Annotated in this window: 10 protein-coding genes; 2 read left to right on the top strand and 8 right to left on the bottom strand. The window is 64.2% G+C overall.

From position 1 onward, the window contains the following. Window positions 1-97 precede the first annotated feature (97 nt). A complete protein-coding gene (gene hisI / locus VIM61_15455; protein ID HEY8901808.1) occupies window positions 98-496 on the top strand; it encodes a phosphoribosyl-AMP cyclohydrolase in 399 nt (132 codons plus the stop codon). A 286-nt stretch (window positions 497-782) separates the two neighbouring features. On the opposite strand, the gene rimO is transcribed toward hisI, so the two are convergent. The 7 genes from rimO to VIM61_15420 all read right to left on the bottom strand — a co-directional run bounded on the left by rimO (window position 783) and on the right by VIM61_15420 (window position 10,382). Further along, window positions 783-2,171, bottom strand: coding sequence for a 30S ribosomal protein S12 methylthiotransferase RimO (gene rimO / locus VIM61_15450; GenBank protein HEY8901807.1), 1,389 nt, complete (start codon window positions 2,169-2,171; stop codon window positions 783-785). A gap of 42 nt (window positions 2,172-2,213) precedes the next feature. Continuing rightward, window positions 2,214-3,095, bottom strand: coding sequence for a helix-turn-helix domain-containing protein (locus VIM61_15445; protein HEY8901806.1), 882 nt, complete (start codon window positions 3,093-3,095; stop codon window positions 2,214-2,216). Beyond that, entirely contained in the window at window positions 3,092-5,578 is a 2,487-nt protein-coding gene (locus VIM61_15440) for a DNA translocase FtsK (protein HEY8901805.1), read from the bottom strand. The genes VIM61_15445 and VIM61_15440 overlap by 4 nt, the downstream gene beginning before the upstream one ends. Window positions 5,579-5,609: 31 nt before the next feature. Continuing rightward, window positions 5,610-6,035, bottom strand: coding sequence for a type II toxin-antitoxin system VapC family toxin (locus VIM61_15435; protein ID HEY8901804.1), 426 nt, complete (start codon window positions 6,033-6,035; stop codon window positions 5,610-5,612). Further along, window positions 6,032-6,256, bottom strand: coding sequence for a hypothetical protein (locus tag VIM61_15430; protein ID HEY8901803.1), 225 nt, complete (start codon window positions 6,254-6,256; stop codon window positions 6,032-6,034). The genes VIM61_15435 and VIM61_15430 overlap by 4 nt, the downstream gene beginning before the upstream one ends. An 88-nt stretch (window positions 6,257-6,344) precedes the next feature. Beyond that, window positions 6,345-9,122 (bottom strand): carboxypeptidase regulatory-like domain-containing protein, encoded by a 2,778-nt coding sequence (locus VIM61_15425; GenBank protein ID HEY8901802.1) that lies wholly within the window; start codon window positions 9,120-9,122, stop codon window positions 6,345-6,347. Between the two features lie 45 nt (window positions 9,123-9,167). Further along, the gene (locus VIM61_15420) at window positions 9,168-10,382 is read right to left on the bottom strand and encodes a saccharopine dehydrogenase C-terminal domain-containing protein (GenBank protein HEY8901801.1); all 1,215 of its coding nucleotides are present in this window, start codon (window positions 10,380-10,382) and stop codon (window positions 9,168-9,170) included. A gap of 154 nt (window positions 10,383-10,536) precedes the next feature. Between VIM61_15420 and VIM61_15415 the strand changes: the two genes are divergently transcribed. Then, window positions 10,537-11,862: an FtsX-like permease family protein gene (locus VIM61_15415; protein ID HEY8901800.1), complete on the top strand. Its 1,326-nt coding sequence runs from the start codon at window positions 10,537-10,539 to the stop codon at window positions 11,860-11,862. Here VIM61_15415 and VIM61_15410 read toward each other — a convergent pair. Then, window positions 11,840-12,862 (bottom strand): hypothetical protein, encoded by a 1,023-nt coding sequence (locus VIM61_15410; GenBank protein ID HEY8901799.1) that lies wholly within the window; start codon window positions 12,860-12,862, stop codon window positions 11,840-11,842. The genes VIM61_15415 and VIM61_15410 overlap by 23 nt on opposite strands. Between the last annotated feature and the right edge of the window lie 61 nt (window positions 12,863-12,923).

Genomic DNA, 12,923 nt, shown 5'->3' with positions numbered 1-12,923 from the left:
ATTTTCCACAACTTCGGAGATTTTCACAGTTTAGTTCCGCGGAAAACGGCGCAATCCGTGGATTGACTTCGGTCGGCTCCGGGCGGGATGGTGGCGCATGGAATTTGATTTCAAGTTTACGGCGGACGGCCTCATCCCCGCCATCGTGCAGGAGGCGGTGCCCGGTGCGGAGGCGCCGACCGGCAGGATCCTGATGTTCGCGTGGCTCAACCGCGAGTCGCTCGAGAAGACGCTGGAGACGGGGATGATGCACTATTGGAGCCGGTCCCGCGGCAAGCTCTGGCTGAAGGGCGAGACGAGCGGGCACACGCAGCGTGTGGTGCGGTGGTTCCAGGATTGCGACCGCGATGTGCTGCTTTTCGAGGTGGAACAGGCCGGCGGCGCGTGCCACACGGGCTACCGGAGCTGCTTTTTCCAGGAACTCGATCGCGAGGCGAAGGAGTTGCCGATCCGCGAGGAGAAATCCTTCGACGACGGCGCGGTGTATTCCGCCTGAGACGGTCGCTCGCTTTCGTAAGGCCGCAAAGCGACCCCCGGAGCGCCGTTTACAGAGAAACGTGGCGCGGAAAAGGGTCACAAAACGGTTTTGTCACCCGACAAAGCCGTTTCTTCAGTCAACAAAACGGCTTCTTCAGTCGACGAAGTGGCTTCGTCAGTCAGCAAAACAGCTTCGTCGGTCAACAAAGCGACTTTGTTGGGTGACAAAGGGGCTTTGTCAGCCGACAAAACGGCGTCGTAGGCCGGCAAAGGCGCTTCTTCAGCAGATAAAACGCGGCGGTTGCCTAGCGGAGCGGCTCGGCGACGAGATCGTAGACCTGGGTGCCGGTGACTTTGGCGTCCACGAACTGCCCGACGGGGGCGTCTTTCGTGAGGATGACCTTGCAGTCGACCTCGGGGGCGTCGTGCATGGTGCGGCCGACGCGAGGCTGCTCGACGAGCACGCGGAGGGTGCTGCCGACCTGGGCGGCGGCGAGCTCTCCGGCGATCTTTTGCTGGAGCTTCATGGCGCGGCGGTGGCGGCGGTTTTTGACGGCGGTGGGGATCTGGCCCTCCATCTTGGCGGCGCGGGAGCCTTCCTCGCGGGAGTAGGCGAAGACGCCGAGGCGCTCGAAGCGGACGCGCTCGATGAACTCGAGCAGGCTCTCGAATTGCTCGTCGGTCTCGCCGGGGAAGCCGACGATGAAGGTGGTGCGGATGGCGAGATTCGGAATGCCGGCGCGCAGGCGGAGGATGAGGTCCTCGATGTGCTGGCGGGTGGTCTGGCGCTTCATCGTGCCGAGCATGCCCTCGTGGATGTGCTGGAGGGGCATGTCGATGTAGGGGACGACGCGGGGATTCCGCGCGATGGCGGCGATGAGCTCGTCGCTCCAGTGGGCGGGGTGCGTGTAAAGCAGGCGGATCCAGAATTCGTCGCTGGGTTTGCCGAGCTGGCCGAGCTCGTCGAGCAGGGTGACGAGCGTGGGGCCGCGGGAGCTGTCGATCGGCTGGGTGGGGGAGGCCTTTTGCTCCCAGAGGTCCATGCCGTAGTAGGTGGTGTCCTGCGAGATGAGGTTGATCTCGCGCACGCCGGCGGCGAGGCGCTCGCGGGTCTCGCGGACGACGGAGTCGATGGTGCGGCTGCGGTGTTTGCCGCGCATCTGGGGGATGACGCAGAAGCTGCAGGGGTGGTTGCAGCCCTCGGCGATCTTGACGTAGGCGGTGTGCGCCGGGGTGAGCTGGAACTTCGGCGTGGTGTAGTCGGGAATGTAGCGGGAGCCGCGGGTGACGAGATTCACCGCGCTCTCGGCGTGGTCGTCGTCGAACAGGGAGTCGAAGATGGCGCCGGATTGCGCGACCTGGTCGAGGCCGATGAAGGCGTGGACCTCGGGGAGCTCGTTGCGGAGTTCGCCGGAGTAGCGCTGGGAGAGGCAGCCGCTCACGACGAGTTTCTGGCCCTCGCGGAGCTTCGCGCCGGCGTCGAGGATGGCGTCGATGGATTCCTGCTTGGCGGAGTCGATGAAGCCGCAGGTGTTCACGACGATCACGTCGGCGTCGTCGGCGTTTGCGGTGACTTCGTAGCCGCGGGTGGCGGCGTCGCCGAGCATCACCTCGGCATCGACGAGATTCTTGGCGCAGCCGAGGCTGATCATCCCCACCTTGCGGGGAGCGGCTTTATCGAGGACGGCGGACATGGAAACGAGACGGGCTGGCGGCGGCGCGGGGCCGCCGGGAATTTAGTCGACGGGAGCGTCGGCCGGCGAGGTGGCCGGCGAAGCGGTCGGCGCCGGGCTCGCGCTGGCGGCGGGCGGGGCGGACTCGGAGTTGAGAAGGAAGGCGCGGTCTTCCTCCGTCGCCGGGCTGGCGGTGGGGACGGAGGTCTGCAGGTCGGTGGCCGTGGCGGGCGGGTGATCGCTGATGACGACGATGGGGGTCGGCTTCGGCGGCGCGGCGATCTGCGCGGTCTCGGTGAAGACGGGCGGCGTGCTGGCCGCGGCGGGAGCGAGCGCGGGGTTGACCCGGGTGGGATCGATCGGGTCGATGGGTTTGGGCTCGGCCGGGGGCAGGTTGGTGATGTTCGGCTCGGTGATGACGATGGTCTTGGTGACCACCTCGGTGGCGGGCGACGAGGGGGCTCCTTCCGGCGCGGCGGCCTCCTTGGGGTCCGCCGAGGCCGTGAGTCGCGGAAGATTGATCACGATGATCGCTACGGCGATGACCGCGGCGACGACGAGGCTGAGAATCGAGACGACGAGAATGGTGGGCAGCCACGTGCGGCGTAGCGGGCGGGAGACGAGGTCGCGACGCAGGGAGGGCAGCTCGTCGGGCGTGGAGTTGATGTATTGGTAGCCTTCCGTGCCAGGCTCGCCGCGGTCGGGCAGATGCTCGTGGATCGTCTGCATCGGGATGTCCAGATACTTCGCGTAGGCGATGATGAACATCCGGGCGTAGCTGGGATTCGTGAAATGCGAGAGGTCGTCGGCCTCCATGTCGCGGATGCGCTGCGGGCGCATGCGCGTCTCCTTGGCGGCCTTCTCCACGGGGATGCCACGCTTTTCGCGCTCGGCTGCCAGAAGGGCGCCGATCGAGAGCATCAGCTGTTGCTGCGCGGGTTTCATGAAATGGAATTGAGGTCGATGAGGATTTCGCGGTCTTTGGCGCCGTCCTTCGGGCCCAGCACGCCACGCACTTCCAGAATGTCCACCACCCGGGCCGCGCGCGTGTATCCGAGGCGGAGTCGGCGCTGGAGCATCGAGGTCGATGCCTTGCCCTCCTGCTTAATGATTTCGAGGCACTTTTCAACCAGTTCCTCGTCTTCCTCACTGATTTCCTCCTCATCCTGCGACGGGCGGGAGAGTTTGCTGTGAATCGTGGGCTCGAACTGTGGGGGACCGTTGGCCGAGACGAACTCGACGACGCGGCGGATCTCGTCGTCGGTGACGAGCACGCCCTGCGAGCGGACGAGCTTCGAGGTGCCGGGCGGGAGGTAGAGCATGTCGCCCTGGCCGAGGAGCTTTTCGGCGCCGTTTTCGTCGAGGATGACGCGGGAGTCGATCTTGCTCGCGACCTGGAAGGCAATGCGGCTCGGGATGTTTGCCTTGATGATGCCGGTGACGACGTCGGCGCGGGGTGTCTGCGTGGCGACGATGAGGTGAATGCCGGCGGCGCGGGCCTTCTGCGCGATGCGGGCGATGGCGCTTTCCATGTCGGCCGGCGCGGTCTGCATGAGGTCCGCGAGCTCGTCGATGATGACGACGATGTAGGGCATGTGCTCGGGAATGATGAGCTCGTCCGCATCGCGGGGGACGCTGATCTTCGGGGGCTCGTTCACAGCCTCGTCGGGATCCATGTCCGGCGCGTCGGGATGCTCGTCCACGGGCGGCGGCTCGGCAATGAACTCCAATGGGCCGTCGTCCTCGGCGGCGGGGTTGGCCGCGGCCTTCTCGGCCGCTTCGGCGTCGAGCTCGGCCTGGGATTTCGGTTTCGGCCGGGCGTTGAAGGCGGCGATGTTGCGCACGCCGACCTTCGCGATGATGCGGTAGCGCAGCTCCATCTCGTCGACGACCCAGCGCAGCGCGAGGAGCACCTTTTTCGGGTCGGTCACGACGGGCGTCACGAGATGCGGCAGCGTGTTATACATCTGCATCTCGACGACCTTGGGATCGATCATGATGAAGCGCAGCTCCTCGGGCGTGAACCGGAAGAGGAGGCTGGCGATGATGGCGTTGATGCACACGCTCTTGCCCGAGCCGGTGGTGCCGGCGACGAGGCAATGCGGCATACCCGCGAGGTCCGCGATGATCGTGTTGCCATAGACATCCTTGCCCAGCGCGAGGGGCAGGCGGGCCTTGGAGTTCACCCATGCGTCGCTTTCGAACAGCTCGCGCAGCGTGACCTTCACCTTGTTCGCGTTGGCGATCTCGATGCCGACGGTATCCTTGCCGGGAATCGGCGCGAGAATGTTGATCCGCTCGGCGCGGGTGGCGCGGGCGATGTCGCGCTCGAGGGCGACGATGCGATCCACGCGCACTCCCTTTGCGGGATAGAGCTCGTAGCGGGTAATGGTCGGGCCCTTCGTGATGTCACCGGGGCTCGCCGAGATCGCGAACTGCGCGAGCGTGTCGAGAATGATGTTTTGCGTCGCCTGGAGCTCGGCGGGGTCGGTGGCGACGTGATCCGCGGCGTCGGGCTGGTCGATGAGGTCGAGCGACGGCAGGGAGTAGTTTTCGACGTGCACGCCCTTCAGGCCGGGAGGAAGCGCGTCGCTTTTCCTCGCCTTGCTGGCCTTGAGTTCCTCGAGGGTCGGCTTGCGCGCCGGGGGCGGGACGGAGGCGTCGATGATCTTCGGCGGCGGAAACGAGGGAGCGGGTTCCTCGACGGGTGCGGGAGGTTCCGGCTCCGCCGCGGGCGCGGGACGACGGCGCATTTTTTTCTCGAGCTGGCGGGCGCCCTTTTCGATTTCCCGCTGGTTCTCGGCAAAAAGCGCGTCCGCATCGAGCTTGGCGCGGCGGCGTTCGCGGCGCTCGGCAATGGTCGTCGTGATGTGCTTCGCGCAGAGCTGAACGAAGCGGATCGGATGGAAGCCGGTGACGAGAATGAGGCTGGCGATGTAGATGGCTAGCAGCACGATGGCCGAGCCGACGGTGCCCATCGTGGTCTCGAAAGCCTTCTCGCCGATCCATTTCCCGAACCAGCCGCCGGGGCCCTCCACGTGGAAGATCGCTTTCCAGCTCTGGAGGAACCACGGCTGGATGTGCAGCAGGCTCGCGCCGCAGAGCAGGAACAGAATGACCCACGGCGCGCGGCTGGCGAAGCGCACCTTCGGGAAGAACAGTTTTCCGGCGCCGAAGCCCAGCAGCACGACGGCGAGGAGATACGCGGCCGCACCGATGAGGAAATAGAGAAGGCCGGCCACCAGCACGCCCACGAGACCGATGAAATTCGTGATTTTCGGGTTTGGCGGGACGATGTGGCTGAAAAAGACCCAGGACGGCACGTCGGCCGGATCGTAGGAGACGAGAGCGAGGAGCAGGAGAATGCCCGCGCCGAGCAGGAGGACGCCGAGAGCCTCGCTGAGAGTGGTGTTGGCGGCTTTTGGCATTAGAAGGAAAGGCGGAAACCGGCCCGGATCTTCACGGACGCGGGAGTTCCTTGAAAGGATTGAAAACTTTGATTCCCGGGCGGCGGAAATGCCGATCGTTCCCGGTGACGACGGTGAGATTGTAGCGGCGGGCCGTGGCCGCAATGTAGCTGTCTTCGAGCGGCATGGGTTGGCCGGCGGTTTCGAGCGTGATCTGTTGGTCCGCCCAGGCATGGGCGACCGAGACGTTGAAACCATGAATTCGGCCGCGCATGGCATCGACCAAAGTGGTGAGCCAGGCTTGAAGCGCCGTGCGTTGAGCGCCATCCTTGCTGCGCACCCAATAGGCGAGCTGGGCGATGACGATGGAACTGGTGAAGCAATCGTCCTTGTTCTCCCGCAGCCACGCGACGACGGCGGGATCGCCGTGCTTGCGCGCGGGCTGGCTCAAAACATCCGTATCCAGCAACCAGCTCAAAGCTTCGATTGGAAATATTCTTCGCGGCGGGTCGGGAGATCGTCCATGGGCTCGGGGCACGCCGCCACCACGTCGAGCCAATCCGGTTCCGTGGCGATCCGGCGATAGACGATGGCATCCTCCTCCGCGTCGAAATCCACCTGAAAATGCTCGCCCGGAACGGTTTGCGCAAGGGCGGCTGGCACCGTGAGGCGGCGCTTCGAATCGAGGGTGACGATCACGGTGGGATTGTCCCACGTCGCCGGAAAGGAGTCAATCCCGGCGCGGCCTACCGCCCGCTCGACTTCGTGTTTTGGCGCAGAGCCTGATTTATGGAGACTCCGCTTTTTGCTTCGCGAGGGCGGCGAGCAGGGAAAGCGCCTTCGCCTTCGCGCCTTCCCAATCTCCGGCACCGATGAACTCGATCTTCCCGTCGGGGTCGATCACCACATAGGTGGGGACGCCCTCGATGGGATAGCGATTAGAGGTCGGGCATCCTTCTTTTTCAATCGCGATGGGGAAGCGAACGTTTGGCCGTGCGGCGAGAAATTCGCGAATCTCCTGTTCGTTCCAGGCGGGGTGGAGAGCAATCATTTCCAGCCCTTCGCGCCGGTGCGCTTCCCAGAATTCCTGCTGCCTGGGCAGGTTCGCAATGCAGGGGCCGCAGAAGATGTTCCAGAAATCGAGGATGCGCACCGTGCCTTGATTCTGCGGCGGAAGTGGCGCGGAGGTGAGCCACACGGCAACCTCGGCCGCCGGGGCCGGGTCTCCGACGCCGACGAGCCTGGCGGGTGGCGTGGGTGGATTTGCCGTCGCAGCGATCGGAGGCGCGGGCAGCACGAGGAGACTTTCCTCGCTGCCAGCCTTGCCGCGGAGGGCGATGGCGGTTTTGGAATGCCTGTCGGGCATGACTTTTACGGTCAACCATCCCGGGAAGACGCCGGGCAGTCGGAACGTCCCATCCTTCGCGGTGATGGCTGAGATGTCGCCGGGCTGGTCGTGATCGTTTGTCACGACCATCGCGCCGGCGATGGGTTGCTTTGCGGAGTTTACAAGCCGGCCGTGCAAGGTGGCGTCCGCGCGCTTGATGGTCAGCTTGATTTGTCGGTCGCCAGCTTCGGCCTTGGCGCGGGCGACATCCACATAGCGTTCCCCGAATTTCTGCCGGGCACGCAGAAAGATTTTTCCTTCGAGGAGTCCCGAGACCAGAAAATGGCCCTCCGAGTCGCTCTTGGCCGAAACCATCGGTTGATCGCTGCCGCCTGATACACTTAACAAGACGGAAGCGGGCTTTCCGTCTGGATCAACGACAACGCCTTCCAATACCCGATCGGCCTTCTTGAGCACGAGATTCCCGAGGTCGAGTTTTTTGCCTCGGGTCGTGGTCACTTTTTTGTGGGCATACCCGAAGCCTTCGGCCTCGCCATACACGTTGAATGCGACATCGCTCCAGATATCCGCCAGCTCGAATCTGCCCGTGGCATCGGTGGAGAGCGCGTGCTGCCAGTCCACGGCATCATCCGCGAGCTGGAAATGGACGGTGGCGCCGGGGATCGGCTTGCCCTGTTCATCGACGACGCAGCCGCGGATCGAGGTGAGATCCTTGTCGCCCAGTTGGAGGGTGATCGGCTTGCCCACAGCGACCTTTTGGATCGGTGATCGCCTCGGGCCGTCCGTCGCAAAGATCGGGATCGCCTCCTTGATATTCCTCGGAATCTCGATGGAGAAATTCCCGGTCGAATCCACCGTGTCGGATGATGACTCGTAGCCATTCGTGAGGAAGACGTGCACGGCGGCTCCCGCGGCGGGTTTGCCGTCAGTTCCGATCACGCGGCCCGTGACTTGGAACGGCTTGCCTTTCGGCTTGAGCGCGAAATCCACGGTGACTTCCTCGCCGTCCCTGGCGTTGACGCGCGTTGGTTCTTCCTCACCGCGCTCGAAGCCTTTGGCCGAACTGGCGAAATAGACGCGATGCGGGACCGCAGGTATCCGTGTGCGGTAGCGCCCCTCGGAGGTTTCGGCCCAAAGCTGGCCGAGGGGCGATGTCTCGTCTGCAGGGACGAGCCCGATGGTCAGCGCCTGGTCGGCAATAAGCTTGCCCGTCTCGGAGTTCGTGATTTTGCCGGTGACCAGCACGCCCTTGGTCAGCCGGATGTCCTGATTCGCGGCGTTCTCCGCAAGGCGCAGTCTGACGCCCGGACGAACCGCCGCCGCCCACTCCTCGGCTTGCTTGGGAGTAAGCCTTGCCATGACGTCGTAAGTTGCCGGGCGTAGACCTCCGATGGTAAAGCGCCCCTCCGCATCCGTGCGGGTCTTGCCACTGCCGCCGCCAGCGTCTTCATAATGATACTGCTCTAGGACCTCCACGGGCACGTCCCTGACGGGTGTCCCATCAGGGAACGTGACCTGGCCTGAAATGCTGCCGGCCGGGATCAATTTTACGGACTGCGGCCTGCCCGCAGCGAGCCATTGGGGGGTGGAATTGTGGCCCATCAACTGCGCGTAGCGCGCGTCATCCATTTCCAGATAAAACCGGTAGTGGACCGGCAGGCCGTGCAGGATCAATTGGCCGTTGGAATCCGTCGTGGCATCCCAGGTGCCTGTCGGGAGACGCGGCACGTCCAAAAGGAATTCATCTGTGGTGTCGTAAACCTGCGTCACGCGGCCGTGCAGCCCGCTGGCAGGCTTGCCATCGGGAGTCGTGAAGGTCACGACGAGATCCGCCCACGGCCCCCAGGCTTTCAGCACGACAGGCTCCGCCTTGTTGATCTGAAGATTTGCCGCAAAATGTCCGTTCCCCGGAATCTCAGCGAAGAAAAAAGGCGGGGAGAATTTTTCGACATCGCTCTGTTCAACCGGGTAGGAGAACTCGCCGTTCTTTCCGGTTTTTCCGGACGCGAGTTCGACACAATCCGATGCCTTCCGGGAATATGTGAAAACGTGAAACGGCGCATCCGCCACGGGAGAGCCATCGGCGGATTGCAGGACGCCTGTCTTGCGGGCCGGTTCCTCGGCCCGGCAGGGAAAGCCGAGCATGGCGACGAGCAGGATTCCCCAGCGCAATGTCAGACCACGCGATTTGCCCAACGTCGTGTTGGCTTTCTTCATCGGCTGCCTGACTTCATGCAACAGGCGGCGTAGCTCTACAAGCCTCTACCAGCGCTCGACTTCGCGCTTCTCGATGAAGATCGGCAGGCCTTCGCGGGAGAAATCGTTCATCAGCGCCTCGGGGTCGAGATGCTCGGGCATCATCACGCCGCGCTCGGGGATCTTGCCCGTGGCGAGCAGTCGCGCGGTGAGCGCGGGGGGGATGCCGGTCTGCACGAGCGTGAGCGAGTAGCCGTATTTCTCGTAGGTGTCGCGGTGGCTATCCATCGAGTAGACGAAATATTCGACGCGCTTGCGGTCCTTCGTGCCGCGCACCTCGGTGCCGACGCAGGAATAGCCGTCCACCGTGGCGCCGAGTTGAGCGGGCTTCGGCAGGCTGGCGCTCGCCACGCGCACGGGCGCGACCTCCACGCCGTCGACGCGAATCTTTTTCCACGAGTCGAGATTGAGGAGCGCGAGCGACTTCGAGATGTTCACGACCTTCTCGGGGATGGAGTATTTGAAGACGGAATAGCGCACGCCTTTTTCGACGAATGGCGGATAGATGCCGAGGCTCACGCCCTCCTCGTGAGCGACGGCGTAGGTCTTTTGCAGGCCGATGGGATCGGGAAAGCGCACCCATTCGACCTCCGTCTCGAGGGGCTTCCCGCTGGTGACGCGGCCGTCCTTCACGAAATACGGCACGGCGCCGAGCTCCTCGAAGAACGTCTCCGGCGAGAACAGGACGGCGAAGCGGTAGCCGCGCACCTCGGCATTGTCAGCGTCCAGCACGCGGATGGAACTGGCGGTGTCCAGGCGATCCATGGCCCATCGGGCGAAGATGTTCACGGCGCCGGGGTCCATGCCCATGCAGAGGATGCCGGCGAGGTCTGCGTCGAGGAAACGCTGGTTGAACTTCTCGATCTCGGCCTCGAAGGAATTCTTGCCGGGGCGCTTCACGCCGGGCGGGGAATAGATATCCGCGGCCATGTCGATGTAATGCGAGCCCGAGCGCACGCAGGCCTCGAGCACGGAGTGATTCGTCTGGCAGGTGCAGGCGTTGCAGGTGACCTTCACCTCGGATTCCTTCATCAGCGCCGCGAGGCGCTCGGTCTGCATGGCATTGGCCTGCACGACGACGAAGCGATTCCGCGGCGTGCGGGCCGCGAGCTGATTCGCAAACGTCGTGTCCATGTCCGCGAGCACGATGCGGTCGAAGCAGTCGTATTCGTGCAGCCGCTGTCCGATCACGGAGCCCACTCCGCCGATCCCGATTACCATTGCGTTTGCCATAAAAACCATTCGCCGGGCCCGACCCGGCACTCCTCGAGGGGAAGGTAGCCCAGCCTTCCCGCCCCGGCAAGGCGCCCCGCCCCGGGGGAGATTCCTCTTTGCGTTGGACGCAAGGGCGCGGCATTGTGCCGCCCTCGACCTCGTGAAAAAGCCGTTCAGCCTGTTCCTTGCCCTGCGCTACCTGAAACCGAAGCGCACGTTCGTGTCCGTCATTACGATCATCTCGATCCTCGGCGTCACGCTCGGCATCACGGTGCTGATCCTCGTGATTTCGGTGATGAGCGGCTTCGAGCTCGAGCTTCAGAAGAAGGTGATCGGGTTCGACGCGCACATCACCGTCCAGAGCGACGGCATCGTCGAGAACTGGAAGGAAATTGCGAGGGAAGTGCAGGCCGTGCCGGGCGTCGTGCCAGATGGGGTCGCGCCCTACACCATGGGTCGCGTGATGGCCGAGGCGGACCACCGCTGGCTTGCGCCGATCGTCCGCGGCATCGACCCCGTGAAGGAGGCGCACATCACCGACATCGGCAAATACCTCATCGCGTCCTCGAAGATGGACGCCGATGGCCGCCCGCAGCTCGATCTCGACGGCGAAAAATGCGTCGTCGGCGCCGATTTTGCCCGCCAGCTCGGGCTGAGCATCGGCAGCACGCTCAACGTCACTTCGCCCAAGAATGCCCAGGAAATCATGGTGCAAATCGACAAGGCGCAGAAGGAAGGGAACAAGGATCCGCAGGTCTTCGAGAACATCAAGTCGCTCGTCCTGCCGACGGCGCTCACCGTCACCGGCATCTTCGAGAGCGGGCGCTACCTCTACGACAGCGATTTTGTGCTCGTGCCGCTTTTCATCGGCCAGGAGATGTATGAGCTCGATCCCGACAGCGTGCACGGGCTTTCGGTCAAGACGACGGATCCCTTCACATCGGGCGTCACGCGAGACGGCATCATGCAGCGCATCGGGCCGCCGAATATCGCCCGCACGTGGGTCGAGCAGAACAAGGAACTCTTCGACGCGATTCGCATGGAGCGCGGGGTGATGTTCTTCCTGCTGATGTTCATCGTGCTCGTGGCGGCATTCGGCATCATGAACACGCTCATCACCGTCACGGTGCAGAAGACGCGCGAGATCGGCATTCTCAAGGCGCTCGGCGCCCGCACGGGGCAGATCGTCGGCATTTTTGTCGCGCAGGGCATGGTCGTCGGGTTCTTCGGCACGCTCACCGGCCTCGGGCTCGGCATGACGCTTATCCGCTTCCGCAACGAAACCCGCGACTTCCTCGCCGACGTGCTGGGCATCTCCGTCTTCCCGCAGTCGGTCTACCAGTTCAGTGAAATTCCCGCGAAGGTCGTGCCCTCCGACGTCGCGATCATTTGCGTGAGCGCGTTCGTGATCTGCTCGGTCGCGGCGCTCATTCCGGCCTACTTCGCGGCCCGCCTCGATCCGGTCAAGGCGCTGCGCTACGAGTAACGGCAAGCATCTCGTCCGCCGTGCGCGAGCAGCCGCGGGGCAGGGCGGCGGGGTCGCGGCCGATGAGTTCGAAATTCTCGCCGCGGCGGATCGCGAGATCCCGCGTCTGCACGGCGCAGACGGACCAGAGATTCGCCGCGTCGAAGAGCCGCAACACGCCGGTTTCTCCCTCGGCCACCTCGGCGCCGGTGCCGGGATCGACCACGAGGCCGCGCGCCCACGGCGGCGCGATGTGCGGGGTGCCGACGCCGCGGGCGTAGAACTGCGAGGACAGCTCCGTCATGCCGTATTCGTTGACGACGCTCGGACCAGCCAGGCCAAGCCGGGCGGTGAATTGCGCGTAGAGGTCCGCTTTCGGCAACTCGCGGCGGGTGCCCTTGTAGCCACCGGTTTCCACCGCCAGACTGCGGGGCGGCAGGGCGATCGTCTGGTCGCCGAGCGTCTCGAACCAGTCGAGGAAGGCGAGGGCGGTGCCGAAAAGGACGACGGATTCCTCGGTCGCCGTCAGATTTGCGGAAAGTTCCTCCCATTTGCCGCGACCGTTGCGCATGAAAAATGCTTTTTCGTCCGGACACAGCCACGAAGCCATCTGACTCAGCGAGGAATGGGGGGCATCGGCGGATGGCGGCAGCAGGGCCAGCACCCGGCGACCGTCCAGCCCCGCGCGACTCCACCCGTGGGTCGCCGCCGCTTCGTAAAGACGTAGAGACCGAAAATGATGTTCCCCGTAGCCTTCGCCTGTTGTTCCGCTCGTGCGAAACGTGCGGCTGGTTTCTGCCGAGGGGAAGGAGCGCAGCGCCGTTTCCTTGAAAAGCCGCTGCGGGAGGGCCGGAATGTCCTGCCAGCGACGCGGCGCGGGAAACTGCGCGCAATATGCCCCGTAGGCGGAGTTTGCCGTCCGCTGAAAGGCGTGGACCTCGAGCAGGACGTCGCCGAGGGCGGCGCTTTCCGGGCATTCGATCCAGGCGAGCAGGCGGGATTCCAGCGATTCGGAATTCATCCCTTCCAAGATGCGGGCTGTGGCAAAATTGTCACCGGTGTTTTGCGCGCGAAAGAGGTAG

Source organism: Chthoniobacterales bacterium (assembly GCA_036569045.1).
GTDB lineage: Bacteria > Verrucomicrobiota > Verrucomicrobiia > Chthoniobacterales > JAATET01 > JAATET01.
This window is presented reverse-complemented; position numbering and strand designations above follow the sequence as displayed.